The sequence below is a fragment of the Rhodococcus sp. NCIMB 12038 genome, assembly GCF_002165735.1.
Lineage (GTDB): Bacteria > Actinomycetota > Actinomycetes > Mycobacteriales > Mycobacteriaceae > Rhodococcus_F.
Genome location: NZ_NHML01000008.1, coordinates 323,838 through 350,750, shown reverse-complemented (window position 1 = coordinate 350,750; position 26,913 = coordinate 323,838). Strand labels below are relative to the sequence as shown.

At 67.4% G+C, this 26,913-nt stretch carries 30 protein-coding genes and 1 pseudogene; 15 read left to right on the top strand and 16 right to left on the bottom strand.

Annotation, left to right across the window (positions count from 1 at the left end):
* Positions 1 to 190: 190 nt before the first annotated feature.
* A complete protein-coding gene (locus CA951_RS14985; protein WP_087557588.1) occupies positions 191 to 685 on the top strand; it encodes a hypothetical protein in 495 nt (164 codons plus the stop codon).
* A 132-nt stretch (positions 686 to 817) separates the two neighbouring features.
* Positions 818 to 2,125 carry a serine/threonine-protein kinase gene (locus tag CA951_RS14980; RefSeq protein WP_087557552.1) on the top strand — a complete coding sequence of 436 codons (1,308 nt, stop codon included), beginning with the start codon at positions 818 to 820 and terminating at the stop codon, positions 2,123 to 2,125.
* Positions 2,126 to 2,166: 41 nt separating this feature from the next.
* Here the strand turns inward: CA951_RS14980 and CA951_RS14975 are convergent, their stop codons facing one another.
* Positions 2,167 to 2,808: a poly-gamma-glutamate hydrolase family protein gene (locus CA951_RS14975; protein WP_256973690.1), complete on the bottom strand. Its 642-nt coding sequence runs from the start codon at positions 2,806 to 2,808 to the stop codon at positions 2,167 to 2,169.
* A gap of 373 nt (positions 2,809 to 3,181) precedes the next feature.
* On the opposite strand from CA951_RS14975, the gene CA951_RS14970 reads away from it, so the two are divergent.
* Together CA951_RS14970 and CA951_RS14965 are read left to right on the top strand one after the other, a co-directional pair.
* The gene (locus CA951_RS14970) at positions 3,182 to 3,547 is read left to right on the top strand and encodes a DsrE family protein (protein ID WP_087557550.1); all 366 of its coding nucleotides are present in this window, start codon (positions 3,182 to 3,184) and stop codon (positions 3,545 to 3,547) included.
* A gap of 97 nt (positions 3,548 to 3,644) precedes the next feature.
* Positions 3,645 to 4,610 carry a nucleoside hydrolase gene (locus CA951_RS14965; RefSeq protein WP_087557549.1) on the top strand — a complete coding sequence of 322 codons (966 nt, stop codon included), beginning with the start codon at positions 3,645 to 3,647 and terminating at the stop codon, positions 4,608 to 4,610.
* 217 nt (positions 4,611 to 4,827) lie between these two features.
* Here the strand turns inward: CA951_RS14965 and CA951_RS14960 are convergent, their stop codons facing one another.
* The 5 genes from CA951_RS14960 to CA951_RS14940 form a co-directional block, all read right to left on the bottom strand.
* Positions 4,828 to 5,547: a DUF3105 domain-containing protein gene (locus tag CA951_RS14960; RefSeq protein ID WP_087557548.1), complete on the bottom strand. Its 720-nt coding sequence runs from the start codon at positions 5,545 to 5,547 to the stop codon at positions 4,828 to 4,830.
* A gap of 108 nt (positions 5,548 to 5,655) precedes the next feature.
* Positions 5,656 to 5,910, bottom strand: coding sequence for a hypothetical protein (locus tag CA951_RS14955; protein ID WP_087557547.1), 255 nt, complete (start codon positions 5,908 to 5,910; stop codon positions 5,656 to 5,658).
* 5 nt (positions 5,911 to 5,915) lie between these two features.
* Positions 5,916 to 6,110 carry a hypothetical protein gene (locus tag CA951_RS14950; RefSeq protein ID WP_087557546.1) on the bottom strand — a complete coding sequence of 65 codons (195 nt, stop codon included), beginning with the start codon at positions 6,108 to 6,110 and terminating at the stop codon, positions 5,916 to 5,918.
* Positions 6,111 to 6,207: 97 nt separating this feature from the next.
* Entirely contained in the window at positions 6,208 to 6,534 is a 327-nt protein-coding gene (locus tag CA951_RS14945) for a hypothetical protein (RefSeq protein WP_179220202.1), read from the bottom strand.
* A gap of 229 nt (positions 6,535 to 6,763) precedes the next feature.
* Positions 6,764 to 7,519 carry a GntR family transcriptional regulator gene (locus CA951_RS14940; protein WP_087557544.1) on the bottom strand — a complete coding sequence of 252 codons (756 nt, stop codon included), beginning with the start codon at positions 7,517 to 7,519 and terminating at the stop codon, positions 6,764 to 6,766.
* Between the two features lie 165 nt (positions 7,520 to 7,684).
* On the opposite strand from CA951_RS14940, the gene CA951_RS14935 reads away from it, so the two are divergent.
* The 4 genes from CA951_RS14935 (at position 7,685) to CA951_RS14920 (ending at position 10,884) form a co-directional block, all read left to right on the top strand.
* Positions 7,685 to 8,572: a phosphate/phosphite/phosphonate ABC transporter substrate-binding protein gene (locus tag CA951_RS14935; RefSeq protein WP_087557543.1), complete on the top strand. Its 888-nt coding sequence runs from the start codon at positions 7,685 to 7,687 to the stop codon at positions 8,570 to 8,572.
* Complete coding sequence (phnC, locus tag CA951_RS14930; protein WP_087557542.1) at positions 8,569 to 9,357, top strand: phosphonate ABC transporter ATP-binding protein; 789 nt, start codon at positions 8,569 to 8,571, stop codon at positions 9,355 to 9,357. The genes CA951_RS14935 and phnC overlap by 4 nt, the downstream gene beginning before the upstream one ends.
* A 2-nt stretch (positions 9,358 to 9,359) precedes the next feature.
* Positions 9,360 to 10,178, top strand: coding sequence for a phosphonate ABC transporter, permease protein PhnE (gene phnE, locus CA951_RS14925; protein WP_087557541.1), 819 nt, complete (start codon positions 9,360 to 9,362; stop codon positions 10,176 to 10,178).
* A gap of 82 nt (positions 10,179 to 10,260) precedes the next feature.
* Complete coding sequence (locus CA951_RS14920; protein ID WP_256973685.1) at positions 10,261 to 10,884, top strand: tyrosine-protein phosphatase; 624 nt, start codon at positions 10,261 to 10,263, stop codon at positions 10,882 to 10,884.
* Between the two features lie 37 nt (positions 10,885 to 10,921).
* On the opposite strand, the gene CA951_RS14915 is transcribed toward CA951_RS14920, so the two are convergent.
* Positions 10,922 to 11,398, bottom strand: coding sequence for a DUF1707 domain-containing protein (locus CA951_RS14915; RefSeq protein WP_087557540.1), 477 nt, complete (start codon positions 11,396 to 11,398; stop codon positions 10,922 to 10,924).
* Between the two features lie 102 nt (positions 11,399 to 11,500).
* Here CA951_RS14915 and CA951_RS14910 point away from each other — a divergent pair, with 102 nt between their 5' ends.
* Complete coding sequence (locus CA951_RS14910) at positions 11,501 to 12,019, top strand: PadR family transcriptional regulator (protein WP_087557587.1); 519 nt, start codon at positions 11,501 to 11,503, stop codon at positions 12,017 to 12,019.
* Positions 12,020 to 12,058: 39 nt separating this feature from the next.
* On the opposite strand, the gene CA951_RS14905 is transcribed toward CA951_RS14910, so the two are convergent.
* The 3 genes and pseudogenes from CA951_RS14905 to CA951_RS14895 form a co-directional block, all read right to left on the bottom strand.
* On the bottom strand, positions 12,059 to 12,589 hold the full coding sequence (locus CA951_RS14905) for a hypothetical protein (RefSeq protein ID WP_087557586.1): 531 nt from the start codon (positions 12,587 to 12,589) through the stop codon (positions 12,059 to 12,061).
* A gap of 60 nt (positions 12,590 to 12,649) precedes the next feature.
* Positions 12,650 to 13,079 (bottom strand): annotated as a pseudogene (locus tag CA951_RS14900) (ionic transporter y4hA); the annotation flags it as partial.
* Positions 13,080 to 13,260: 181 nt separating this feature from the next.
* Positions 13,261 to 13,860 (bottom strand): TetR/AcrR family transcriptional regulator, encoded by a 600-nt coding sequence (locus CA951_RS14895; RefSeq protein ID WP_087557539.1) that lies wholly within the window; start codon positions 13,858 to 13,860, stop codon positions 13,261 to 13,263.
* A 107-nt stretch (positions 13,861 to 13,967) separates the two neighbouring features.
* Here CA951_RS14895 and CA951_RS44240 point away from each other — a divergent pair, with 107 nt between their 5' ends.
* Positions 13,968 to 14,345: a hypothetical protein gene (locus CA951_RS44240; RefSeq protein ID WP_179220201.1), complete on the top strand. Its 378-nt coding sequence runs from the start codon at positions 13,968 to 13,970 to the stop codon at positions 14,343 to 14,345.
* 148 nt (positions 14,346 to 14,493) lie between these two features.
* On the opposite strand, the gene CA951_RS14885 is transcribed toward CA951_RS44240, so the two are convergent.
* The gene (locus CA951_RS14885) at positions 14,494 to 15,879 is read right to left on the bottom strand and encodes a DUF2252 domain-containing protein (protein WP_087557584.1); all 1,386 of its coding nucleotides are present in this window, start codon (positions 15,877 to 15,879) and stop codon (positions 14,494 to 14,496) included.
* A gap of 175 nt (positions 15,880 to 16,054) precedes the next feature.
* Here CA951_RS14885 and CA951_RS14880 point away from each other — a divergent pair, with 175 nt between their 5' ends.
* The 3 genes from CA951_RS14880 to upp are packed head-to-tail and all read left to right on the top strand — an operon-like array spanning position 16,055 to position 19,238.
* A complete protein-coding gene (locus CA951_RS14880) occupies positions 16,055 to 17,326 on the top strand; it encodes a GTP cyclohydrolase II (protein ID WP_087557538.1) in 1,272 nt (423 codons plus the stop codon).
* Positions 17,323 to 18,588, top strand: coding sequence for a URC4/urg3 family protein (locus CA951_RS14875; RefSeq protein WP_087557537.1), 1,266 nt, complete (start codon positions 17,323 to 17,325; stop codon positions 18,586 to 18,588). Before CA951_RS14880 ends, CA951_RS14875 begins: the two co-directional genes overlap by 4 nt.
* A 20-nt stretch (positions 18,589 to 18,608) precedes the next feature.
* Positions 18,609 to 19,238: a uracil phosphoribosyltransferase gene (gene upp / locus CA951_RS14870; protein ID WP_087557536.1), complete on the top strand. Its 630-nt coding sequence runs from the start codon at positions 18,609 to 18,611 to the stop codon at positions 19,236 to 19,238.
* Between the two features lie 14 nt (positions 19,239 to 19,252).
* On the opposite strand, the gene CA951_RS14865 is transcribed toward upp, so the two are convergent.
* The 5 genes from CA951_RS14865 to CA951_RS14845 form a co-directional block, all read right to left on the bottom strand.
* The gene (locus CA951_RS14865) at positions 19,253 to 19,552 is read right to left on the bottom strand and encodes an HNH endonuclease (RefSeq protein WP_087557535.1); all 300 of its coding nucleotides are present in this window, start codon (positions 19,550 to 19,552) and stop codon (positions 19,253 to 19,255) included.
* 13 nt (positions 19,553 to 19,565) lie between these two features.
* Positions 19,566 to 21,002 carry an FAD-binding oxidoreductase gene (locus CA951_RS14860; RefSeq protein ID WP_256973682.1) on the bottom strand — a complete coding sequence of 479 codons (1,437 nt, stop codon included), beginning with the start codon at positions 21,000 to 21,002 and terminating at the stop codon, positions 19,566 to 19,568.
* Positions 20,986 to 22,455, bottom strand: coding sequence for an APC family permease (locus CA951_RS14855; protein ID WP_087557533.1), 1,470 nt, complete (start codon positions 22,453 to 22,455; stop codon positions 20,986 to 20,988). The genes CA951_RS14860 and CA951_RS14855 overlap by 17 nt, the downstream gene beginning before the upstream one ends.
* 253 nt (positions 22,456 to 22,708) lie before the next feature.
* Positions 22,709 to 23,107 (bottom strand): hypothetical protein, encoded by a 399-nt coding sequence (locus CA951_RS14850; RefSeq protein WP_087557532.1) that lies wholly within the window; start codon positions 23,105 to 23,107, stop codon positions 22,709 to 22,711.
* A 188-nt stretch (positions 23,108 to 23,295) separates the two neighbouring features.
* On the bottom strand, positions 23,296 to 23,778 hold the full coding sequence (locus tag CA951_RS14845; RefSeq protein ID WP_087557531.1) for a DUF1931 family protein: 483 nt from the start codon (positions 23,776 to 23,778) through the stop codon (positions 23,296 to 23,298).
* Positions 23,779 to 23,955: 177 nt separating this feature from the next.
* Here CA951_RS14845 and CA951_RS14840 point away from each other — a divergent pair, with 177 nt between their 5' ends.
* Together CA951_RS14840 and CA951_RS14835 are read left to right on the top strand one after the other, a co-directional pair.
* Positions 23,956 to 25,491 (top strand): alpha/beta fold hydrolase, encoded by a 1,536-nt coding sequence (locus CA951_RS14840; RefSeq protein WP_087557530.1) that lies wholly within the window; start codon positions 23,956 to 23,958, stop codon positions 25,489 to 25,491.
* Positions 25,492 to 25,769: 278 nt separating this feature from the next.
* The gene (locus CA951_RS14835; RefSeq protein ID WP_256973678.1) at positions 25,770 to 26,900 is read left to right on the top strand and encodes a hypothetical protein; all 1,131 of its coding nucleotides are present in this window, start codon (positions 25,770 to 25,772) and stop codon (positions 26,898 to 26,900) included.
* Positions 26,901 to 26,913: the final 13 nt, after the last annotated feature.

Genomic DNA, 26,913 nt, shown 5'->3' with positions numbered 1-26,913 from the left:
AGCACCGGACTGCGAGCGCGCCAACGACTCGAGCACAACGCGCTGCCCATCGGATATCTCCAGAGCGGGTACCGGGTTCCTCATGCAGGGATTCTATCGAATTGACAGTCAATTATTTGCGAGACACACCACTAGGATGCGGGAAGGGCCCTTCGCAATGAACGGCTCGGCGCAGGTAGGGGGAGTGCAGATGCGTAGAGCAGGAATGATTCTCGCCGGAATCGGTATCTCGGCGGTGATCGCGGCGACCGGGCAGGGCATCGCCGCCGCGGCGCCCGAGGACACGACGGAAAGTGTGACGACCCTGCAGGTCCCACCGATCGGGATGAGCCCGGTTCTCGCCGCCTACTTCACCGTCGACGCAGTCACGGGCCGGGTACCCGGGGTCGTGCGGTTGCGCACCGTGAGCGAGTGTTACGTCCTGAATCCGATCAGTGCGGACACATGCATACCCGGACCGGGTAACAACATGAAGGCGAACGCCGTGCGGGTGCACTGGCTGAACGTGAACACCGGGGCGACCGGCGCGGCCACGATCCCGATCGGAGCCGCCGGGTCGACGGATTCGCCTCGCCCCGAGATCGACGTGGCCACCGGCAGCGGGCGAATCGTCGTCGGCACGATGGCCCCGGCCGAGTATCCACAGGCGCTGCTTCCGGGCTTCGGTACCTTCGACGTGCCCTGATCGCCTCCACCGCGAACCGCCGGCCGCCACCGCCTAGAATCTCGGTGGAGGCGGGCGCCCCACTCCGATACGTCGCCCGTCCCAGGTGCACAGACCCGCAGACGCGGTAATTTCGATCGGCGGAGAGTGGCAATGGAAAGTGGAGCACTGTTCGGCAGATACCGGCTGGACCGGTCGCTGTCGGTGGACGAGAACGGCGAGGTGTGGGCTGCATTCGACACCGTCACCGCTCAGCACGTCGAGGTGCGGGCGTTGCCGCGGGACGCGGCCGAGGACGACGAATACTGCGATCGGTTCGTTCGCGAAGCCGGTATCGCGGCACTCGTCCGGAACCCGCACGTGGTGCCGATCCACGACTTCGGGCAGATCGGAAACCGGCTCTACCTCGCAACTCCGCTCATCGCGGGAACGAACCTGCGGACGATCCTTCAGTCGGGCGGACCGATGGTGGCATCTCGCGCGGTCGGAGTTGTCGATCAGCTGGCGTCGGGGCTGGAGGCCGTGCACGCCGCGGGGCTGGTCGAGCACGGAGTGTCGTCGGCGAACGTCGTCGTGCTGGACGGGGGACTGGTTCAGCTCACGGACGTCGGGATCCCTGCAGCTCCCGGCGCCGCGGCGGGCGTCCCCGGTCTGAGCACCGTTTTGTACGAGTGCCTGACCGGCGGGCAGTTCGCGTCGAACGGCCGGGAGTTGCCGTCGTCGATGTTCTCGACGCTGCCCGTCGGCATGCAGGCTGTGATCGCACGCGGAACGGCAGCCGATCCCGCGCGGCGCTATCGGTCGCCGAGCGACCTGGCCGCGGCCGCCGCTCGTGCCGCGGCGACAGGTCCGCAGCCTGCCGCGGACCCTACTCCCGCGACCCCTCCGAACGACCGCAACCGCCGTCTCCTGCTCGCAGGGCTTGCGCTCGCCGCGATCATCGCCGTCGCGATCGTCGGGGGCGTGATCATCGGGTCGCAATCGTCATCACCCGACGTCGTGGTGCCCGTGCCGGCGTCCAGCGCGGCCGGGCCGGCACCCGCCACATCACCGACCGCCGGGGCGAACCCGACGGCTGGGGCGAACCCGACGGCCGCCGAGCAGGCGCCACCGGCCGCGGAGGCTCCGGTTCAGGACGAGGTCCCGCCGGCAGCGACTCCGGCGCCGCAATCACCGCAGGTGCTGCCGGCACCCGTTCCCGCACCGGCACCGGCACCGGCACCCGTTCCCGCACCCGCGCCCGCACCTCAGGTGCTGCCCTGCTACCCCGGCTACGAGCACACTCCGCCTCCGGACGGACCGTGTCTCCCGCCCGGCTCGCCACCGGCGCCGGCACCCGCACCCGCACCCGCACCCGCACCCGCGCCCGCACCCGCACCCGCACCTCAGGTTCTGCCGTGCTACCCGGGCTACGAGCACACTCCGCCTCCGGACGGACCGTGCTGGGCGCCCGGTGGGTGAGTCGCACGGGCGAGGTTGGTATCGGCGACCAGGTGAGGTGATCACCGACCTGCGTCGGCGGCGATCCAGGATTCACACACCTTGGTGACGGCGGCAGCGATGGCGTCTCCGTACAGGGTCCGCGCGGACCGGGGCTGTTCGATCTGAATTCCGCCCACGCCGTCGACGGTCAGGCGGTTGACCAGGTTGGACGCGGATTGACCGCTGTACCGCTCTCCGGGATCGGCCACGCGAACACGGACTCCGGTTCCGTCGAGTGCTTTCGCGACTGCGTTGAGGACATCCGATTTGAGTCGTGCGGGTGCGCGGCCCCCGATGAGGACGTCGTGTCCTCGGTAGCCGTGGAAGGACACGGCCCACTGGAATCGTCGTGCAGCCAGCGAATGTAGAAGCGGGAAGCTGCGCACGCTGAGATCGCCCGAGGAAATGTGCCATGCCCGGTACGCGTTGCCTGCCGGTCGCCACCCTTTGCACGTCCACAGGGTCGAATCGCGCGATCCGAGCGCCGCAAAAACCTGTTCGGCCTGCTGATCCGTGTGGCTTTCGATGGCGCCGCCGTGCGGTGCGAGGACCACGAGGCGGTGGTGATGCCCGTCGTCTTCGAGTCGCTCGATGAATTCGCCCTCCACTTCGGCCGCTGCCTCGGAGATGGTGGGGTCGATACACCGAAGGTCGAGGACCACCGCGTGTCCGGGCTCAGCGCCGATCCGACTGCATCCACCATCTGTTACCCAAACGGTGTCGATCCTTGCTGCATCGGCGTCCGGTATCAGTGTGAACAACGCGGTCGTTCCCCGGTGACTCACCCGCGCCTGCTGGCGGGGCTCTGCTCCCATCCGGGCCATTAGGCGCGGGTGAATCCCGACATGCTCGGCGACGTTTGCGCTGGTGGAGCGACCTCGACGGACTTCGAGGCGAACGGTGACCCTACCGTCACCATTCCGCCGCGTCGAAATCTGCTGTAACGGACGCTCTTCGAACACCTCCTCAGGTTAGGCGCGATACTGTCCCCTCGGGCCCTTGTCGGCAGTTGTCGCGCGGCGAAGACTCGAGTTCATGACTAATAAAGCAGTGGTCAGTCTCACCACCGGTCTCGAGGACGCAGAGAAGGTGACGGTTGCGTTTCTGGTCGCGGTCGGCGCGGCAGAACAACAGCGCCAGACGCGGATGTTTCTCACGAAGGAAGCGGTACGGCTCGCGCTCGACGGCACGATTCAGGGCGTCGCCTGCGAAGGTTGTCCGCCGCTCCCCGACCTGGCGGCACGATTCGAGAACGCCGGCGGCACGTACATGGTGTGTCCGATCTGCTTCGAGGCCAAGCACCTCGACAAGGACGCGCTGGTATCCAATGCCGAACTCGCCGGGACGGTGCCGATGTGGCAGTGGATCGGTGACGAAGGGGCGGTCACGTTCAGTTACTGAACCGGCACGGGGCGCGAGCGCTGCTGACTCGGTTACACTGCGCGCGAGTGCATTCGAGTCCGAATCCGATCGAGGATCGCAGGGGACGGGACGGGCAGTGATCGATCGCTACGTACTCGTCGACACCGATACCGGCGTCGACGATGCCCTCGCCCTGCTCACTCTCGCGCATGACCCCGGCACCGAGATCGTCGGTGTCGGAAGCGTCTTCGGCAACTGCACCGAAACACAGGCCGCGTCGAACGCCCTCACGGTCCTCTCTGTCGTCGGTCTCCGCGACGTTCCGGTGTGTATCGGACGGCCACGTCCCGGGCCGCCGCCCGCAACGCCGTCTGCACACGGTCTCGACGGACTCGGCGACCGCGGCCATCGGCCACCGCGGGACACTGGTTCGGCGCCCGGTTCCGCGGTCGAGCAACTATTCCGCGCCGCGGAAGAACGGCCCGGGGCGGTGGACCTGCTGTGCCTGGGACCGCTGGCCAACATCGCCGCCGCCGTCGCATGCGATCCACTGATCCTGACGCGGTTCCGGTCCGTCACCATCATGGGCGGAATGGGACTCGCCTCGCGGAGAGGCGCCGAGGCCGCATCGCAACCACAGTTCCTCGGGAAAGGCGACACGAACACCAATTACGATCCGGCCGCTGCAGCGGTTGTGGCCACATCGCCGGGGCCGATCACGTGGGTGGGAATGAATGTCACCGGCCGACTCGAATTGGACTGGGCCGACCTGGTCGCGCGCTCCGCATCGGGAAAAGTCGCGTCGTTCGTCCGCGACATCACCGAGGACTACCACCGGCACTGCACCAGCACCTACCGCGCGGAGCACCCGATCTACACCTCACACGATTCCGTCGCAGCCGCTGTGATGCTCGACCCGACGGTTGTGCTGTCCGCCACCGACGCCCAACCCCGGGTGCACCGGGTGGACGGGCGGTCGAGTGTCTGGGGCGTCACTCCGACGCAGGGGCGCGTGCACCGTTTCGTGACCGACGTCGATTACCGCTCGATCAGAGACCGGATCGCCGCCACCCTCGACGCAGACATGTCCCGAAGCGACTGACGGTACGCGCGCCGCGGCTCGCATTGCCACTCATACGGTGGCATCGAGCAGATGAAGCTCCTCCGCAACGATCAGGTCGACTTCGTCACTGGTCAGACCGGACAACAGATGTGCCGACAACATCGCTCTCACCTCCTCATTGTGCTTCTGTCAATGAGTCGAATGAGCAAGCGCGATATCGACATGATCGCCGAAATCCCGGCAAGAAATTTCAGAGTTAGTTGCCGTCCACCGGAACTGCGTCCACGCCCGGTGCGGAGGGATCGAACGGCGGCGGATCGGCGGGGTCGAATCCGCCGCCCACCGTCGAGCAGGTCGCTCCGGGCTCGGGGTAGGTGTTCGGGTTCTGTCGCAAAGCTACGAGGAAGTCGGCGATCCGCTGATCGTGGACGTCGTCGAGTCGGAGTTGGTGTCCCCACGACTGCAGCGACACCGCCGAACCGAGACCCGGATACGGCGACATCAGCGTGTACGGTTCGCCCTCGACGTGCGCAGCCAGTGCGGTGACGTCGTCGGCGCTCAGGCGATCCGGGTCGTACGTCACCCACACGGCCCCGTGCTCGAGGGAATGCACGGCGTTCTCGGTGCGGATCGCATCGGGATAGACAATTCCGGTGCACGTCGCCCAGTACTGATCGTGTGCGCCACCGAACGGCGGACTCTGGTCGTAGGCCACCCGTTGTGGTGCCTGCACATGGTCGGCGGGCCCATAGTCGACGGTGACGATCCCCTCGATTGCCAGTGACGGGTCGGGGTTGTCCGCGCTGGGTGCGAAGTCGTGGGCTTCACCGGTGTCGTCGGATCCGGCGGTCAGCACGTACGCACCGACGGCGACAACCCCCACCACCGCTACCGCGGCAGCCACCAGCCAGGGAGGACGCCGCAGGCCGCCCGGCTTCGATTGGGATTGCGGGCTCTCGCTGCGGTCGTTCGTCATCGCCGATCCTTCGTCTCACCGGGCGCCCGGACCGTGCGTCCCATCTACGAAGGATCGTAGTAGACGGGTGAGGTGTTGCTGACGAAGGGAAGTCGCGGTGCGACTAGCTCACAGCGAGGGGCGCGGGCGGGATATCGCGGAATCGATCATGGCGAAGATGTCGCGCTGTGACATCGTGTCGCTCGAGCCGTTCGTTTGAGCGGCCTCGATGAGGTCGTCGGTGAGGCTGTCGAACAGCAGTGCTGTGCGGGGATCGGCCCGAAGGCTGCCCTGGGTTTCGAGGGCGCGCAGCGCATCGACCGCGTCGCGGTAGTCGGCGAGACCGTCACGGGGCGGGAGCAACTGCATCGCTTGTGTGTTCATCGTGCTCAGCTCCGAACCAGGCTGTCGGACAGTCGCGCTTCCTGCAGCGCTCGACTGGTGGGATCGCAGCGGTACTGACCGGTCGTGGTGTGCCGGTAGCCCGGGCCGTCCTTCGCGACGGCGTGCCCGCAGTAGCGGCATTCGTGACCGTACTGCCCGATGCGGATGGTTTCGATGGTGGGATATGTGTTGGTGCTCATGGTCTCGTTCGTCGGTGTGGGTGGTGTGGTCGGTGCAGCGGAGGGGTCGGTCCCGGGCAAGGTGGACTTCGCGGTGACACCGCCGCCGGCGGGCGGGTCATGCGTATTCGACGACGGCGTCGGCCCCGGCGTGGGCGCTTCGTTCCAGGGCTTCCCAGACGAGGTCGTAGCGCTTGAGAGTGATCTCGTCCGCGTTGGCGAGCAGGGCGCTGAGGAGGGAATGCGGGTCGTCCTGCCAGGAGTCCAGGGTGGCCGCGACTGTTCCGTTGCTGAACAGGCCCGACTGGGCGAGGGCGTGTGTCCACTCGTCGAACAGTCCGCGGTGGATGCGCTCGACTGTGTCGTGGTCGAATCCCTCGGCGACGAAGTCGCGAGCGAAGGTGGCCGTGACGTAGTCACCGCAGGTCATCGGTTGTGCGTTCATCGGTGCGGGCATCCTCCGTCAGTGGCGGCGTCGGACCATCGGGCGACTCCGTGCTTATGAGTGAGACAGCTCACATCATGGCCCATTCGGGATACGTGACACATCGGCCGAATCACCGGGGGGTATACCTATTTCTGGTCCGCGCAGCCCCGGCCCGGTCGGAGTCAGGGAGTGTTTGGCCTGCTCACAGCCTCGAGGGTGGGCCGACACACGCTCCGGATATACCCGGTCAGTCTTTCGCGGCGTAGTTCGCGACGAACCGCACCCGGTCGCTGCGGCACGCGCGGTGGATGTACACGGTGGGGGTCTCGTCCGCGTCGAGATTCAGGCCGTCGCGAAAGAGGACCGCTGCACCCGGAGGCACTCCGAGCAGTGCAGCTACCCGCGGAGACGCCGCGCCCGCAGCGAATGAACGCCACGACGCCTTCAGTCGCACGCCGTAGACGTCGCGCCACACGGTGTACAGCGGGACGCCGTCTCGCAGGTGCCGGTCGATGTCGGCGAAGCGGCGGTTGTCCATCCAGACCGAATTCGCGAACCACGGCTCACCGTCCACTGCGAGCACCGTGTCGATGCGGCGCAACCGGCATCCGGGCAAATACTCCTCTGCCTGCGCTGCACTACCGCCGAGGACGATCTCACTCGAGACGAGTGACTCGGTCAGTGTGCGGCCCACGGACCGGAATGCCTCGCTGAGACCGTCCGCATCGTTGATGTAACTGGCGGCGAGCTCGATGGGGAAGTGGCGGGGCGGCGGGGCGACGAACGTGCCGGACCCCTGCTTGGCGACCAGCCGCCCGGCCCGGGTCAGTTCGCCGATCGCCTGCCGCACCGTCAGCCGGTTGACGCGGAGTTCGGCGGCGAGGTCGGTCTCGGGCGGCAACCGGTCTCCCGGCCGCAACGTGCCACCGTCGAGTCGCTGCAACAAGACGTCCTGCACCTGTCGGTAGAGCGGCACCCGACCCGGGGGCGATTTGCTCGGCATCCCATAAGTCTAGAGGACTTCGACCTGGGTCGGACGGTGTAGCCGACGTGTCTTTCGAGTTCAGGATGCATTCATTTACCGGTCATCCGAGGTGGTGGTTTAGGCTACTTGTCTAGATGAATATTCGGATATCAACTTCGGATACATCTCGGAAAGGCCCCGCCCGTGAGCATCAACCCGACCCTGCGCCGCACCTTGGCTGTCGCCGTGTGTGCGGTGGCCCTGTGTGGTGCCGCCGCCTGCGGCGACTCCTCCGCCGAAGGCGGCGCGCCCGACGTGCTGAAAGTGGGGTTACCACCGGCGGAGGCCAATGCGAACCTGCAGGCGAAGTTCGAGCCGGTCACCTCGCTGGTCGCGGCGGGCACGGGGAAGTCGGTCGAGGTGAAGCCGACGAGCGATTACCTGTCGATCGTCGAGGCCATGCGGTCCGGGCTCATCGACGTCGCTGCGTTCAGCCCCTTCCCGACGCCCCTCGCCGAAGCCGTCGCCGGTGTCGAGCCGCTCGTGGTGGCGAAGGGCGCGGCCTACAGTTCTGTGTTCGTGTGCCGCACGGACCGTGGCATCGACTCGCTCGACGATCTTCGCGGGCGCAGGATCGCGTTCGTCGATGCCGGATCGACCAGCGGAAACTACATCCCCAAGCTCCTGCTGAAGCGGGCCGGGATCGATCCGGAGACCGATATCGAGGGCAGCTACGCCGGTGGCCACGACACCGCCGAACTCGCCGTGAAGCAGGGTTCGGTCGACTGCGCCGCCGACGCCCGGTCGTCGTATCAGACGATGGTCGACAAGGGCGTCCTCGACGGAGCAGCGCAGACGATCGTCGCCGAGTCCGACCCCATCCCGGTCTCGCTGGTGGTCATCGCACGCAAGGATCTCGACCCGGCCATCTCGCAGGGAATCGTGGATGCATTCGTGAACGGAGACAATGCGGCGGCACTGGGAGTGGTCGGGGCAACCAGCTTCGAGAAGGCGCAGGACAGCGATTTCACGATCTTCCGTGACGCGGCGTCCGAACTCGGGGTGGATCTCGAGGAGTTGTCGCGGAAATGACAACGACGCGAAACGGAATTCCCCGCGTGCAAGCCGATGCGGTGAGCTACCGATATCCCGACGGCACCACGGCACTGCACGAGGTGTCGGTGCGGGTGGCGCCCGGCGAGATCGTCGCGGTGCTCGGTCGCAGTGGCGCGGGGAAGTCGACGCTCATGCGCTGTCTTGCGGGGCTGGAGGCGCCGACATCGGGCCGGGTGCTGCACGACGGTGTCGACCGCAGCGGGTTGCGGGGCCGCGCCAGGCGGCGGGCGCACGCGCGAGTGGGGTTGGTGTTTCAGGAGTTTCAGCTCGTCGAACGGGCGACGGTGCTGTCGAATGCTCTGATCGGGCGGCTCGCCTGTCAGCCACTCTTGCCGAGCCTCGTGCATTTCGTGCGGAGCCGTGACCGCGAGATTGCCGTCGAGGCCGTCTGCCGGCTCGGTCTCGAGGAACAACTCCGCAAGCGTGCCGACGCGCTCTCGGGTGGGCAGCGTCAGCGTGTGGCGATCGCCCGTGCGCTCGCGCAGCAGCCCGACATGCTGCTGGCCGACGAGCCTGTCGCCAACCTCGACCCCGTCCTGGCTCGCGGAGTCGTCGACGACATCGTCCGGCTGGCCCGTGTCGAGGGACTCACCGCTGTGCTGAATCTCCACGACGTCGAGTTGGCGCGGCACGTCGCGGACCGGCTCGTGGGCCTGCGAGCGGGACGGTTGGTGTTCGACCGACCGACCGCTTCTATTTCCGACACCGATCTCGATCTCCTGTATGCCGATCCGGCCCGCCCCCTCGCAGGAGTGCAGTGACCATGACACTCGACTCGAAGCCTGCCGAGCGCACGCTCTCGACCGCCGATCTCGCGGCTCTGCGCCGGCCCTCCTGGCAGACGGGCACCGGGGTGGTGGTCGTACTCGCCATCGTCCTGTGGTCGGCGCAGACCACCGAATTCTCCCTGGACGCCCTCGTCGACGGCCTGCCCCACATCGCCGATTTCGTCGGCCGCATGTTTCCGCCCGATCTCTCCGTTCTCCCGACCGCCGTCTCGCTGATGGGCGAGACCCTGGCCATCGCTGTCATCGGTACCGCGATCGGCGTGCTGCTCGCGCTGCCGTGGGCGCTGCTCGCGGCCCGGTCGGTGTTCGACCAGGCCTGGCTCCACCACGCGGCGCGGGCGTCGATCAACGTCACCCGCGCGATCCCGGAACTGATGTCGGCGCTGCTGTTCGTCTCCGCGGTCGGGTTGGGCCCACTTGCGGGCACATTGGCGATCGTCATCGGATCCGCGGCGGGGATGGCGCGGCTGTTCGCCGATATCTTCGAGACCATGGACATGCGGGCATGGGAATCGGCTGCCGCCGCCGGTGCCACTCGGTCCCAGCGGATCAGCTGGGTTCTGCTGCCGCAGAGTGTGCCGACCGTGGCCAGCTACACCCTGCTCGTGCTCGACGGGAACGTGCGGGCCGCGTCGCTGCTCGGCATCGTCGGCGCCGGCGGCATCGGCATGGAACTGACCCAGCAACTCCGGCTCTTCGAGTACGGCAACGTCCTCACGATCGTCCTTGTTGTCCTGGTGGTCGTGGTCGCATTGGACCGCGCCGCCGCCTACCTCAGAAAGAAGCTCATATGACAGTGACCGACCTCGACGTACTCCCCACCTGCGTGACCTCGGCGGACTTCCCATTGCCGAGGGCGGCCGGACGCGGAGCGGTGTGCTGTACCGCAGCGCTCTGCCCGCGCCGGGCGACGCCCGCCCTACCGCGGTCGACGAGTGGCCTGCCCGCACCGTCATCGATCTCCGCAGCCCCCGCGAGTTCGCGACCAGGGAGCACCCGCTGCGGTCGGACGAGACGGTGGTGCACTTGATCTCCCTGCTGTCCGACGCGGAGGTCACCGCACCGAATCAGGGGGCTCGGCTCGCCGACATTTACCAGGGCATCCTCGCGAATGCGGGGCAGCGGCTCGTGGGCATCCTCGACTTGGCGGCCACCGCGCCCGGCCCGGTGCTGCTGCACTGCGCGGCGGGCAAGGACCGCACCGGGGTCGCCGTGGCCTTGCTGTTGCGCACCGCCGGAGTCGAGCCAGAGCACATCGTCGCCGACTACGAGTCGACCAACGAACACATGGGCGCCGTCCTGGCGCGCATCACCCGCTTCGCCCCCGAACTCGGTCAGACGCATCCCAACGACCGCGATCTGCGCGGTGCCGTCCCCGAGGCAATCGAGGGTGTCCTCGCCCGTTGGGACGCTCACCCGGGTGGAGTCCACGCGTGGCTACGGGAGCGCGGTGCCACCGAGGAGACGATCCGACTCTGGACCACGCGTTTCACCGGGTGACGCAGCCCGGCTGGGCGGAACGGGTGCCGGCAGCATTTCAGCGACTCGCGACGGCTCTCGCCCGGTCGTCGCGCAGCGCGTCGGCGAGCTTGCCGCACCCGCTTTCGCGACCGAGCAGGGTCCTGCCCAATAGCACCAACCCCCACGGGCCTATCACCCACACCGGCCAGGGGTAGATCATCGCGCCGGTAGCGAGCGAGATGATGCCCCAGATCGCGATGTTGAGTCCGCCCGCGGCGGCCCAGGCGAGCCACTCGATCTGCTGGTGACCCGGGATGCGGCGGCGCACCGGACGGGTGGGTGGTGTCGTGAGCGGGGCAGCGGCCGGTGCTGCGGACGGTAGGTCACGCAACACCTGATGCGCCTGCTGCCGGGTGGTCGATCGATAGACCTCTGCCACCCGCTGGTCGAACTCCCCGATGGTCAGCCGCCCGGCGGTGAGGTGCCGCCCGAGTTCACCGACGACCTGGTCGCGTTCGGAATCGGATATCCGGATGTTGTCCGCGTACTGCATCGGACCCTCCTCGGCGATGACGTTCCACTGTGGAATGTCGCTACCACTATGATCGATATGCCACAGTGGAATGTCAACCCCGACCGAGTGAAGGACCGCGAGATGGACGAACGCCCCCTCAATGCCACCGCGGCATCGCTTCTCGGGTTCCTGCACGAGGGTTCCAAGACCGGATGGGATCTGGTGGTGACCGCACAGGAACGCATCGGCAAGTTCTGGTCGATCACGACCAGCCAGGTCTACCGCGAGCTCGCGGCGATGGAGCGTGCCGGTTTGATCGAGGCGGGGGAGCGTGGTGCCCGCGAGCGCAAGCCCTACACGCTCACCGACGAGGGTCGCCGGGCGTTCGCGGAATGGATCGAGCGCGAACCGGGCCAGGAGAACATTCGCTATCCGTTGCTTCTCACCGTCGCGTTCGGGGCGCACCTTCCGCCCGAGCGATTGGCCGCCATGCTGGACGCGCACCGCGCGGCCCACGAGAGTCAGCTCGCCGAGTACGAGCGTGACGCCGCCGTGCACGGATCCAACCGATTCGCGCTGGCCACCCTCGACTTCGGGATCGTCTACGAGCGCGCTGTGCTCGACTGGTTCGACCTGGTCGAGGACCGGCTGGGGCAGTGAACATTCGGTTGCGCCTCGTCGGGCGCCGGTGTCGGGCAGTCAGCCGATCACGCCGTCTTCGGTGACGACGCTCGCCGGCAGGTCCACTCGTCGCGGAGTGCCGGCCTCGTCGTGGATCACCGTGACGAAGGCCGGAAATACGATTCGCCAGGAGCCGGCGACGGGAGACAGCGCGCTCGCGGAGAAATCGGCCCACTCCTTCGGCAGCAGCGTCACCGCGTCTTCGTCCAGCCACTGCGGCGTCGGGACCCGCCGATTCTGCTCCTCGGCGGGATCGACGACGAACCGCACGTTGGTGGCGATTCCCGTTCCGACGTTGTGGAGCCGGAACCGGTCGACGGGTCCACGGATGCGCTGGACGTCGAACTCGACTTCGAGCGGTCGTGGGAGCGCTTGCTGCGCGGCGTCGGCGATCCGGGTCATCGCTTCGAGTTGCTCGAGCGCCGCATTCAGCGCGGCCTTCGCTTCGCGCCTGGCCTGATCGGCAAGATACGCTTTCCTCCATGCTGCGGCAGCGGTGGCGCCGAGCAACACCGCAGTCGCCGCGCTTACCCACGATGCGGTTCTCATGCGCGGAAACTTACCCGAACGCGAATCGGGCGGGCGCGCTGGTGACGCCTCCACGGGCGGCAGCACGACCTGGGTCGGACCGAGGCCGAGCAGAAGCGGCCCGTCCAGCCAGATGGACGCGACGGCGATTGCGGGGACGGTCGAGCCGATGCTGGCCATCGCCGATCCATGCGGGTTATTCCACCTTCGCCAACCCTGCGACTGCGCACAGCGCCACGACCAGCAGGGCGAGGCTCATCCCGGCCATCCTGCCCGTCGGGGGTGCGGAGGTCCGATCGCCGGTTCCCGGTTCATCGGTGATGACCGGCAGGAAGAAGTGCCGGTGCGGCCCGGTCTGGGTGAGGACGAACATCCCGTGCAGCACCAGCGAGGCCACCGCCGCGAATACCAATTGGGCCGAGGAGAATTCGGGGCCTTGCCGGCTCGTCGTGAAGGTCGGGAGCACCAAGCTCAACGTCGCGAGTGATGCCACCGCCGCGAGCACCGCACCGACCAGCACCACCGCGACGGCGAGTGCCAGGACCGTGCCGATGTGGCGGCCCCCAGGTCAGGCCCAGCACCGCAACCGCGACGGGTGGTATCACCAGCGGCCACTTCGCAGCGACCGACCACCACCCGAATGCGATGACTGGACCTTGTCAGCTCGATCCGCTCCCGTGCACCGCAATGGGTCAGGTCCGATCGCTGCGGGCGATCGCGGCGCGGGTGGCGGCTTCGACGGTCATCACGATGAATTCGCGTCTTCGTGAGTCCCGGTCGTCGCGGCGGGAAGGAGGTGGCGAGAACAGCCGGTCCGCGGTCTGGAGAGTGACCCAACCGTCGACGAGGGTGATCACCGTGATGAGAAGTTCCTGGGCGTCGGCCTCGGACAGGCCGGTGGCTTTCCGGGCTCCCCCGACCAACGTCTGCGCGTGCCTCCGGCGGGTTTCCTCGGCTACCGGTTTCTCGAGTTCGAGGCCTTCCCAGAACAGCAGCCGGGTGAAGGCCGGGTGCGTGCGTTGGTAGTCGAATCGACGGCCGGCGTAGTCGGCGACGGCGGACACTCCGTCTCCGGACAGTTCGACGGCAGCGAGGGACGCCGTCAGTTCACTCTCGACGACGGCGCTGAAGAACGCCTCCTTCTTGCCGAAGTACTGATAGATGCGCTCCTTGTTCACTCCTGCCTTCGCGGCGATCCGGTCGACTCTGCCGCCGGCCAGTCCGAACGCACTGAACTCCTCGGCGCCGGCCTCGAGCAGGAGTCTCTTCGTTCGTTCGGTATCCCACGCCACCGGTGCATCCTAGAACAAACTCCAACTGTTTGGTTGCAAGTTGCTCCTCCACGCTTTACGCTCCGAGTGCAACTGAATAGTTGGAATTTCGGAAAGGCACTCTCAGGATGGAATCTCTCGCTCTCGCATCTGCAGTGCTGGAGCAACTCGCCCCGGCGGCAAGGAAGACGCGCCGCACACGGACGGGCCGGGCTGTCGGGGACGTCGTGCCGGTGCCGTCCATCCACCTGCGGGTTGCCGTCACCTGGGTGTCGATCTTTCCGCTCGTCACGCTGGGCATGACCGTCATGACGCTGTCGGGTCCGATCACTGGCACCTGGCCGACCTGGCTTCGGGCGTTGTCACTGACCGGTGTCGTCGTTCCCACCGCGGTGTATTTCGTCGTGCCGCGAGTGCTGGCCTTGTCCCTCCGGTGGTTGAGCTGGCGGCGGCGGTCCGCCGCAGCAGAGCCCGGCCGGGAGGTTCGTGTCGGTGGGGCGAGGTAGGTTTCTGCTTGCGACGAAACAGGTCGCCACTCACACTCACGACTCCGAGGCAGTTCGGCTCGGGTGGATACGAGGCGCAACCGCGCGTCGTATCTCAAGGGAGTGGCGACCTGTCTCGGCCCCCGACGATCCAGGTAGTCGTGCCGATTCAGGCCGGTGCGGCGGCGATCCGCCCCGACTTCACTGCGGCCACCAGTTCTGCGTGGTCGGCTTCGGTCTGATCGGCGTAGCGGACGGCATACCGTCCGATCGCCTCGTCGAGTTCCGTGTCGCCGGCGAAGTATCCGGCGAGCGCCCGCGGATCGAGGGAGCGGGTGTGTGCACGCGCGAGCAGGGCGCCGGCCAGGCGGCCGTAGTCGTCGAGATGGTCCTGCTCCAGACCGGTCGGATCGATGTCGCCTTTGAGGTTTCGGAACTGCCGCACGATATAGGGGAGGCCGTCGATGGTCGTCCAGCCCAGGAGGATGTCCGATTCCGCCTGCACCAGCCGGGCGCCGTGCACGATCCGCTTGCCCTCGTGCTTCGGTTCGTCGACCGGCAGGTATGCCGCCAGTGCGGACGGCCGGGCCTGTTTCAGTTGAAGTACGAGCACCTCGTCCCGATTGCCGTGCAGTAGGGCGATATAGCTGCGCAGACCCACGCTGCCGGTTCCGACGATCCGGAAGGCGACGTCGGACACGGCGAATCGGGTGATTAGATTCCGTCGAGACTCCCGAAGTGACTCGACATAGCGTTCCAGCCCGTCGGTCACCGCATCGGCGGTCGCGCGATCCACGTGGGTGAGGATCGGCGGATCGTCGATGAACCGTCGCCTGCGGATCCCCGTCTCGTGGTTCTCGATGTGGGCGGTCCATTTCGCCGCCACCTTCTCGCTGGTGTTGCGTCGCGCCTTCTGCGCGGCCTTGTCGAAGTCGTCGAGCAGGGCGTCGGCCTTCGCCCGCGCGAGCACCGACTTGTCCGGCAGCGCATTCCAGGACTGGAGGAACGGAAGTTCGGCGAGTTCGCGGATGGTGCGCCGATACGACTTGACGGCGTCGTCGGCGGCCTCGACGCACCCGCTCTCGGACACTCCGCCCTCGCGTCCGGCGAGGACCAGGCTGGCGGCGAGGCGTTTGAGATCCCATTCCCACGGACCGGGGATGGTCTCGTCGAAATCATTGATGTCCATGACGATGTGACCGTCCGGTGTCCCGTACAGGCCGAAGTTCGCGGCATGCGCGTCACCGCACAGCTGCGCTGTCAATCCGGTGACCGGAGTAGCGGAGAGGTCGGCAGCCATCAGACCGGCGGCGCCGCGGAAGAAGGCGAACGGTGAGGCGATCATCCGACCGATCCGCAGCGGGACGAGATGTGCCAGCCTGCCCTCGTTGTCGGCCTCGACGAAGTCGAGCACATCCGGTCTGTCGGCGCCGGTCGCGGCGTGATCGTGTGCACGGGACGGCACGGTTGCCTGCAACGTGTTCCCACGCGCGACGACGTCGTCCGCGTCATCCTGGGTTCGCAGGTCCACGGCGCGCGCTCGATTCTTCGTCACCACGGCGACACTATCGGAGGCATTTGCGCGGCCTGAACGCTCCGCGTCTTCGCCGCACGACATTGTGGCTGAAAGGTGGTTATGCTTCGGTTTCCGGTGGCGGGCAGCATCCGGCGCCGGAGACACGTTCCGGAGGCATGCCGTGCCGCCGGGCCTTCCTTGACGGAGGAACGTCATGTCCGCTGAACCCGTTGCCGCGACGCCCGAAAACCCCGCCGGCCACATCCGATTGACGTCCCACAGCGGCGGTGTCGGGGCTATTCCGGTCCACTGGGGCGCACCCACGGCGTCCGAGCGCGGTCCGGTGGTCGGCACCACCACCAATCGCGCCCACCGCAACGTGATCGGCACGCACAGCGGCTCGTACAGCATCTACCGGGCGTTGGCGGTCGCGTCGGGTGCACTGTCGCGGCACCACAAGGCCGACCTCACCAACACCGCGCCCACCAACGCCATCGGCCCGTATCCGCAGTGGAGCGAGCCCGGCAAGATCGTGAGCCTGGACCCGTGGGGCGCCACGGTGGCCGAGGTCTTCGCGGCCGAGCTGGCGGCCGGTCACGACATCCGGCCCAGCATCGCCGTGACGAAGGCGCACGTGATCCTGCCGGAGATCATGGAGGCCATCCAGAAGGGCCGCCTGCACCCGGACGGCCGTTTCCTGCTGCCCAGCGGTGCTGCGCTGGTCACCAAGGCGGCGATCGAGCCGGTCTGGCATCTGCCTGGTGTGGCGGAACGTTTCCACTGTAGCGAGACGGATCTGCGCCGCGTGCTGTTCGAGGAGACCGGCGGCATGTACCCGGAGCTCGTGACGCGCTCGGACCTCGAGGTGTTCCTGCCCCCGATCGGCGGGCAGACCGTGTACATATTCGGTGACGCTCGAGACCTGGCCGATCCCGGGGTGGAGCTGACCGCCCGGGTGCACGACGAGTGCAACGGTTCGGACGTGTTCGGCTCCGACATCTGTACGTGCCGCCCGTACCTGACACATGCGATCGAGGAATGCATCCGGGGTGCGCAGCGTGGCGGTGTCGGGCTGGTGTCCTACTCCCGCAAAGAGGGCCGCGCGCTGGGCGAGGTGACCAAGTTCCTGGTCTACAACGCCCGTAAGCGTCAGGTGGGCGGAGACACCGCCGATCAGTACTTCGCCCGCACCGAATGCGTGGCCGGAGTGCAGGACATGCGCTTCCAGGAAATGATGCCCGACGTGCTGCACTGGCTGGGCGTCAGAAAGATCCACCGCTTGGTCTCCATGAGCAACATGAAGTACGACGCCATCACCGGCTCGGGCATCGAGGTCGGGGAGCGGGTCGATCTGCCCGCCGACCTGATTCCGGCCGACGCGCGCGTGGAGATCGACGCGAAGATGGCGGCCGGCTACTTCACCCCGGGCGCGGTGCCGGACGCCGAAGAATTGGCGAAGATCAAGGGCCGGGAGTTGGACGAATGAGCATGACCGGCGTCGGTCCCGCCCTGGACGTCGGGCAGGCCGAGGGTGCGGCCGCGGCCCTGCGCACCACGTCCGCCGTGCGGGAACGTGCGCAACTTCTGCTGCGTCGCGCGCGCGAGGCCGGTTCACACTGGTTCGGCGTGGACGACGACGCGCTGCAGACTGCCGCGGGCGAGGTCGTCGACGTCACGCGTGCTCGCTATCCGGACCTGAAGATTCCGTTCCACAGCCGGTGGCGCCATTTCGAGGCCGGTGGAGTGGATCGAAAGGCCGAGTTGGATGGACGGCTGGCCGCTCTGGACGCGCCGGGCCGCGCCCGCGCCATGATCGACCTCGCGGTGGTCAGCGTGCTGCTCGATGCCGGCGCCGGTCCCGATTGGCAGTACCGCGAGGCCGCGAGCGGGCAGCACTTCGCCCGTTCCGAGGGTCTGGGCGTCGCGAGTTGGCACGCCTTCCTGGGCGGATTGTTCTCGAGCGATGCGGCGCAGCCGCTGCAGGTCGACGCGGCGGGACTGCGGGGCCTGGACGCGGACCTGCTGGCCGAGGCGTTCCAGGTGGGTCCGTCGAATCCGTTGGTGGGACTCGACGGTCGGGTGCTGCTGCTGCGCCGGTTGGGCGAGGCGCTCGCTGCGCAGCCCGACGTGTTCGGTCCGCACGGCCGGCCGGGTGGTCTGTTCGACCTGCTGGTCGATCCGCAGGGTTCGGCTGCATCGACGGTAGCGGCCCACGACATCCTGTCGCAGCTTCTGACGTCGCTGTCGGGCATCTGGCCGGCGGGCAACGCCATCGGCATTGAGCCGTTGGGCGACTGCTGGCCTCACGAGGCAGTGGACGGTCCAGGCCTGACCCGGGGCTGGGTGCCGTTCCACAAACTGTCGCAGTGGCTGACCTATTCGCTGCTCGAGCCCTTCCAATGGGCCGGTGTGCGGGTGGTGGGACTGGACGCGTTGACGGGCCTGCCCGAATACCGCAACGGCGGCCTGCTTCTGGACACCGGCGTGCTGCGCCTGCGCGACCCCGACTGGGCTGCGCGCAGCTGGACGGCGGGCGACGAATTGATCGTCGAGTGGCGCGCATTGACGGTCGCGCTGCTGGACGAACTGGCCCCGCTGGTGCGCGCAGGCCTGGGTGTCGATGCCCGGGCGATGCCGCTGGCCTGCGTCCTGGAGGGCGGCACCTGGGCGGCGGGCCGCGCGCTGGCACAGCGCACGCGTGGCGGGCTGCCTCCGCTCTCCGTCGTCAGCGACGGCACGGTCTTCTAGAACGAAACGAGGACGAACACATGGGGACAGTACACCTGATCGACCACCCTCTGGTGCAGCACAAGCTCACGATGATGCGCCGTAAGGATGCCTCCACCAACAGTTTTCGGCGACTGGCGAACGAGATCTCCGCGCTGATGACGTACGAGGTGCTGCGCGACATCCCGATGCAGGAGGTCGAGATCGAGACGCCGCTCGAGGTCACGACCGGCAGGGTCATCGACGGGAAGAAGCTGGTCTTCGTCTCCATCCTGCGCGCGGGTACCGGCATCCTGGACGGCATGCTGACGATCGTGCCGGGTGCGCGGGTGGGGCATATCGGTCTGTACCGCGATCCCAAGACCCTCGGCGCGGTCGAGTACTACTTCAAGATGCCCGGCGACCTGCACGAGCGCGACGTGGTCGTGGTCGATCCGCTACTGGCGACCGGCAATTCCGCGGTGGCGGCGGTGGAGCGGCTGAAGGAGTGCGGTCCCAAATCCATCAAGTTCGTCTGCCTGCTGACCTGCCCGGAAGGCGTTGCCGCGCTGGATAAGGCCCATCCCGATGTGCCGATCTACACCGCCGCCGTCGACCGCCAACTCGACGAGCACGGCTACATCCTGCCCGGCATCGGCGACGCAGGCGACCGCATCTTCGGCACCAAATAGCACGTTGCCGGTGGTTACGCGGGGAACCGCAACGCGAGCGCTGTTTTGATCTCGATGTGACGCAGGAGGAATGCGCGCTCGTCGAGCCGCTTGCGCCGCAGCCAGCCGGTGACCTCGTCGTTGCATTTGCTGGCGTTGCAGGAGCCACAGGCCGGGGCAATGTTGTCGAGGGTGTACCGCCCGCCGCGGGACAGCGCCTGGACGCAGTCGCGTTGCAGCGGCTTGTCGGTCGCACCGCAATACGCGCAGCCGCCCCACGCCTCGGTGAGCGCATTCCACTGCTCGTCGGTGAGGTCGTGCTCGACACTGTCCATCCGACGCTTGCGTTTACGGGCCCGCCTGGCCTTGCGACTTCGGTTGACCGCCATCGCCCCAGCGTAGGGCTCGGGACGGGTCAGCCGGCGACGGGGGCACGCTCTGCTCGAAGTTGAACACGTTCTCCGGGTCGTAGGTGGCCTTGACCTGCCGTAGGCGCTCGCGGTGGGAGCCGTAGTACTCGCGCTCCCAGTCCGACGCGGCGGCGTTGGGCACGTTGACGTAGGCGCCGTCGCCGTAGGGGCGCAGCGCGCGCCAGAAGTCGGCGGCCCAGCCCAGCGCCGCCGAGTTCAGTGCGGGGTCGTTCCACGCTGCGCCCGGCTCGCAGTAGAACAGCGCGTCGCGATGCGGGAACGCGGATCCCCCCGGCGGCGCGTGCCGCACGGCCCCGCCGAAGCTCGAGCAGAAGAAGTTGCTCGGCGGGCTGGGGGTGTTGCCCATGAAGCGGACGATCAGATCGATCGCCTCGTCGGGGAACGGACGGGTGACGAACTGGGAGTAGAACTTCCAGAGGGCGACGTCGTTCGGACCCCTGTCCACGCCGCCGTACACGGTCGGCCAGGAACCCTCCGTCACCGTCACGTCGGGACTGCCGATCGTCAACAGCGAGCGCAATTGGTCCTCGAGTTCTCGCCGCGAACCACCGTGCAGCAGCGCAGACAGCTCGACCGCGGTGGAATCCGCCTCGAGTGCGCTCGTCAGCCGCTCGTCGGCGACCGGTGCCTCGCGCTGCCATGCTCGAAGCAGATCTCCGAGATCGCCGTGTCCGGTCCACCTCGCGACCAGGAAGGTGACGTTCGACAGCTCGTGCAGCTTCAATGTGTAGGACGTCGCGATCCCGAAGTTGCCGCCGCCTCCACCGCGGCACGCCCAGAGCAGGTCGGAGTTGCTGTCCGCGGAGGCCTCCACGACCTTCGCCGAGCGTGCGCCGTCGGCGACCACGACGTCCGCGGCGAGCAGGTTGTCGCAGGCCATGCCCATGCTGCGGGTCAGTAGTCCGAAGCCGCCCCCGAGAATCACACCACCGAGCCCGACACCGCCCTCCGAGCCGGTAGGAACGACGAAGCCGTGTTGCCCGAGCGCCGCGACCGTCTCCATCTGCGTCAGACCCGTTCCCACGGTCGCCGTGCCCGCCGATTCGTCGATCACGATGTTCTTCATCCGGCTGACGTCGACAACGAGGCCGCCGTCGAGTGACGACCAGCCCTCGAGACTGTGGCGTCCGCTGCGGGCACGCAGGGCGATGCCTTCTTCTCGCGCCCAGCGGACCGCGTTGACCACGTCCTGCGTGTCGCAGCAGAACACGATCGCCTCAGGGTAGCGGGAATACAGGCGGTTCCATCCGACCCGCGCCTCCTCGTACCCGGAATCGCCCGGACGCACCACGTCACCGGTGAGCATGGTGGTGGCGGTGAGGGGCGTTGTCAGTCGGTCAGTGCGAGAAGACATCGGCGTCTCCGGGCTCGGTTTCGAGTACCACACGTTGGAATATCAACAGGTAGGCGAAATACACTCCGCCTGCTAGGAGCAACCCGATCGCAATCAGAATCGAGGTCAACGCACTCGAGGGCGACACGATCACGAACACCACGAAGGCCGACCACACCAGTGCACCGATTGCGATCGGCAGTTCGAAGCGCCCGAGATCGAACGCGCCCGACTTACGTTCCAATCGTTTGCGGACCGCAAGATAGAGGACGATTATGCCGCCGTAGAGGACCGCCGAGATGACTGTCCCCACCGTGAGCAACTCCAGCAGTGCGCCTCCGGGCAGGGCAGCCATCAGGACGACCCCTATGACGACGATCAAGATGGTCGCCGGAATGGGGGTCTGCGTGCGCGGATTGACCCGGCGCATCACCCGGTGAGCAGGGAAACGTGCGTCGCGGGACATCGCGAACACCATCCGCGAGCAGGTCGCCAACGTCACCATCCCCGCGCCGAAGAAGGCAAACGCGATCGCGACCAGCAGTGTCCGCTCCATCACCGGACCCAGTTGATCGCGCAGGATCGCCGCCACCGGCGTGTCACTGCCGCTGATCCGGGGAACGTCTTTGATCGCGATCGTGAGCGCGATCAGAAACACCAGTCCCAGCACCGCCGCCGCCACGACCGATCCCACGATCGCGCGCGGGACGCTGCGAAACGGATCCTTGGCCTCCTCTGCCATGTTCGCCGCGGAATCGAAGCCGACGAGCGTGGCGAGCCCCATGATCATGGCAGCCATCAAACCGCCGCCGACGGCGAAATAGTTGGGGGCGCCCTCGGCGACACCGCGGGAAGTGAGATTGCCGACCGAGCCGTCGCCCGTGACCGCCACGGCGACGAAGAGCCCGACCGCCAGCACCACGACGATCACCAGTTCGAGTCCTACCGCGCCCGACGTGATCAAGCCGACGAGGCGCGTGGAGAACACGACGAGCACTGCTTGGACAAGCACCACGACGAGCGTGATCACGCGCGCAGTGCCCTCGTCTGGCTCCATACCGAAAAGCGGCATGAGGGCGGAGCTTGCCATCGCATTGTCGACCGTCACCACGCCGAGCGCCAGGTAACAGAAGGTCAGCCAACCGAACAGCCAGCCTATCTTCGGGTTCGCCAGCCGTGAGGCCCACTGGTAGGAGGAACCGCTGAGAGGGATGCGGGCCGCGAATTGCGCGATCACCAGCGCCACCAGGGTCTGCCCCAACGCCACGACGACCCAGAGCCAGATCCCCACCGGCCCGGCGTCTCGAAGGACGTCGTCGTAGGTGCCGAAGATCCCGACCGCCACCGAGATGAACGCGAACGACACAGCGAACACTTGAAAGGAGCCGAGAGTTCGCTTCAGTTCCGGTTTGTAGCCGCAGTCCTCACATTCCTGATCGGCGCTCTGCGAGCCCAACACGTTTTCTGCCGTCATCTCGGCCGCCTCACGTTCGATCGGGAACTGCGGAGAAGGTGAATCGCTTCGAAAAGACCCGCGACAACGGGACCCGTTCCACGATCAGAGCGAGACCGGTCTGTTTTATCGTCCTCCTCGCGCGTGCGAATGTCAGCGATGGTTCGTCTTTCTAAATATTTCGGCTGCGCAGGACAGTCGTCTTCACACACACCTCGGCCGCCGGGGCCATGGGCTCCGGCGGCCGAGTCGTCTATTTCAGGTAGTCGTCACATCACATCCAGGGCATGTCGGGATCGAGCGGGTGGGAGATCACCCCGTCGTCGGGCTCGAGGGGGTAGTTGACCTGATGGATGGTCGCGGAGGCCGGACCGTAGAGGGATGTGCCACCGGGCTCGACCAGGGTGGTGCCGGGTTCGACGAGGGTGACCTGCGGCGGCACGTCCTCATCGGGGGCGTCGCAGGAGACCATGGGCCATGCATTGGCGCAACCGATACGGTCCCTGACCTCGACCTTGTACGGGGAGAGCCCGGAATCCGGAGAGACGACCTGAGGCGACGTCGACTGCGCGGGCGCGGCGATGGCAGTGGCGCTCTGGCTCAGGAACATTCCGAGTCCGAGGGCGGCGCCCGTTGCGGCTGCTGCGGCGATGCGTGTCTTGGTCGAATTCATGGCGTTGCTCCTGAGTCTGGTGTGGGTGGGTTTCCGTGTCCCTTGTGGACGAACACCAGTCTTCGCCGTTACGGGGCCCCGCCAACTCCCCCCAGAGGGGTGGTCGACCCTCCATCCGGGGGTGGATGTTTGCACCCCCAGGGGTGTTCCCAAAGCTGTGAGTGGGCAGTGACCCGTCGTCGGTGGCGTCAGAGATAGAGGTCGACGAGGGTGCTGACCAGCGACCAGTGCGTGGCCCGGGCCCGCAGGGTCCTCAGCTCGGGGTAGACGATGCGGAAGGTTCGCGCGAGGGCGACGCTCAGCCCGCCGGTGATGTCCGGGAGCCCGGATCGGGTGTCGGTGGCGAGGACGCCGTCGAGCGGCGGGTAGCCGGTCAGTCGCTCGAGGATCGGGCCGACCCGGAGGTGTGGTCCGAGTTCCCGGAACAATCCGATGTTCTCTTGCAGGCCTCTGGTGATCGGCAGGTCGGTGAGTTCGATGACGTCGCGGTGCTGAGCCGCGGCATCCGACTGGGCGACGACGAGCAGGTCGTACAGCTTCCCGGTGACGACGTCGTCGAATCGGTGAAAGTCGTCCCTCACGACGCCGATACTGGCGGCCACCCGGAAGATGTCCTCGAACTGGTCGAACGTCATGAGCGACCCGTGGCTTCCGACCTCCGCACCGTCCATCAGGTGATCATCCTCCCCGATACGCCCCGGCTATGTCATGTTCATTCTTCCGCCGGGATGATCCTGCCGCAGTGACAGAGCTGCCTCACCCTGGAATCGTGTTGTCCGGCACGAAGTCCTGCGTGATGGACCGGGCCGGGTTGTGCACGACCACCGACAGCGAGTACAGCCAAGGGTATGAGTCGGTGGGAGCGGCGCGGGGCGCGGTGGTGGCCGTTGGTGGTCGCCGCCGTGCTGGTCGTCGTGCTCGCGCTGTGCAGGGTGGTTCCGGTGTGGCCGGGACTGTTGCACCTCGTCGCGCTGCCGCCGCTGGACCAGTTCGCGGACCTGCGACTTCTGCTGGTACGCACCGACTCGTGGCCGCAGTTCCTGGTGTTGCTGGCCGTCGTGTCGGCGGTGCGGATCATGCTGATGGCCTGGCTGCTCGGTGGACTCGACACGAGGCGTATCCGCTTCGCGACAGCGTTCTACGCGACTGCGTTCGGCCCCGTTCTGCTGGCGTCGTGCGCTGACGCGACCGCCTACGCGATGCTGTACTCGCGGGCGTTCTGGCCGGCGGTAGCGCTCGTCGCGGTGCTGGTGTCGATACTCGGGCCGGTGCCGTGGCAGGGCAGTGTCACCCTGCGCGCGGCGATGGGGCGGACGTGGCGCCGCGGCCTGCGAATCGAGGTGATGCTGCCGTACTGCGCGGCGATTCTCGCACTGGGCGCCTTGGCGGACCGCGTGCCGGCCCTCACCGTGATGCTCGTCCCGGTTTCTGCAGCGGTGACGGGGCTGACGGTGTGGGCGATGGGCCGTGCGCCGCTGAGGCGACCCGCCGCGGTACTTGCCGCGGTGCTCGTCGCGTCGACGGTCGTGTCGGTGATCTTCGTTCGGACCCGCGCATACGACGATCCGGAACCCGGACCACGACAGGCTGGTTCGCTGCTCCTCATGTCCGGTATCAACTCGCGTTCGGGTGAGGGGGTGATTTTCCAGGCCGACGTGCAGCGGCTGGGGTACGAATGCGAACAGGTGTACTACTTTTCCTACGCCGGAACCGGTGGTGGGCAGCCCCGAGGCGAGTCCACGTGCCCGATCCGAACGGGCGCCCCCTACGAGCCGGTCGACACCCAGCGGCCCGTCGAAGAACAGGTCGCCCTGTTCGCCGAGCAGGCGGCGAACCTGCAGCGGCCGTTGACCGTTGCCGCGCATTCCCACGCCGGCTGGATCGCGTGGGAAGCGGTCGCCACGGGTCGGGCACAGGTGGACGTACTGATCCTGGTGGGTGTGTTCCCGGATACCCCGCTCGGATTTCCGCCGCCGCAAGTCGACCGACCGGGGCGGGTGTTCGGCGACCTGTTGCGCTGGGCGGTGCCCGCGATCGAGTTCGCGTTCTTCCCCTTCGACCCCGACACTCCCGCGGCGCGGCAGCTGCTCGGGGACGCGGGCAGCGCACAGGCCGTTCTCGGCGAGAGACTGCCCGAAGAGGTGCGCGTGCTGAGTATCGCGTCGGCCGCCGATCTTCCGCTGATGCCGCACGGTCGGCGCCTGGACGTCGAACGCAACGGTTGCCCGGTCCGCGCCGCGCACTCGTCCCTACCGACCTCCGCCGCCTTCGACGATGAGGTGATCCGGTTCCTGAACCACCGGGATCCTGTTCCCTGCCCGGCATGGCGGGACTGGGGTGCGGTCGTGATGCAGGCGTTCGGTGTACCCCCGACCGAACGCTGACGAGACTGTGCGGAAGTGGACGGGACGATTTCGCGGACGCCGGAGCATCGGCCGGAGTTAAATGGAATGACGCAGGCGTAAAGGATTTCGGCACAGGGTAAGCCCAACTCAAGGTCCGTCGCCGTCCGCTCCGTTCTCGTTCGCACGGTGCGGGAGGCAGAGCGTCGGGGTGCGCGATGATCGAAGCAGTGACAGGGCTCCTCACGAGGAGAAACGAACCCGCCGATGCTCGATCCGAACCGCCCGCACAACCCGATCACGCCGGCCCTGTCAGTGGTGTGGCACTCGGAAGGCTCCTCGCGGCGGCGATACTGTCACCGGCACAGGCGTCACTGCTCGTTGCCGATGCGCTCGATCAGCTCGAACCGGCGCGCAGCGAAGGGCCGGACCGCAGCCGTATCCGAAACGTGACGGTGTCCGACAGCGGGTATCTCACGATCGAATACGGGCGCGGTGCGGTGTCCGGGCAAGATTTCAACGAGGAGGTTGCCGGGCTGTTCCGAAGCATCGCGACGAACTGTCGCGGTTCGGCCCTGCCCGACCGGTTGCACGAATCGCTGGTCGAAACAACAGATCTCGATGCGCTGCTGCAACGAGTTCGCCTGGCGGTCGAACCCGACGTCGAACCCGACGAGGAGCGGCGGAAACGCTGCCAACTCGCCCGGCTGGTCGCGGCGACCACGGGACGACCGCGCCTTGACGGCCGCACCGTGGAGGAGCCGCCTGCCGGTGAGAAGCCGCCGCCGGTGGTCAGCGGGTTCACTCTCGCATCGCCGGGCTGGTTCCCGCCGGTCCGGAATCCGTGGCATCGCAGGAAGAGGCGTCCCTCGCGGCGGCAGGGAGCCCTCGGGCTCGTCGCGATCCTGATGCTTTTCGCCGCAGTGTGGATGGCTCCACGGGCGTGGACTGAACTGCAGCGAGGCTGGGACGCCGTCCTGAATCCGGTGAATCCCGAGGAGCAGAATCAGATTCGACCCGTATCGCCGCCACCGGAACCCCCGGCCGATCAGCCCACGCCGGCGACGACCGAGGCCGGACGAGTGCCGCCACCCGTCGACGTCGGTGCGCCCGCCAGCGCCGGGCCGATCACGCTCGTCACGGCCACGCGCGCCAACGGGGAGTGCGGGCCCGGGCAGGCGTGCGAGATCCGGGTCGACGTCCACCTCGATCCGGCGGCGACTGTCGATGCCGTGACGTGGAGGGTGAGCGTGTACGACCGCTGCTCCGGCGAGGTGCGGGCGGGCGGCGACGTGTCGGAGCGTGTCCAGCCCGGGTCCCAGCAGGTGTACGGCATCGTCCGGACCGATCTTCCGCCGGGGTCCGCGCTGGCCGTCGCGGCGATCACGAGCGCCCCGGCGACGGCCGGGTCGGAGCCACTGCTGATACCCGCCGAGAACGCACGCTGCTGAGCGCCGGGGGCTG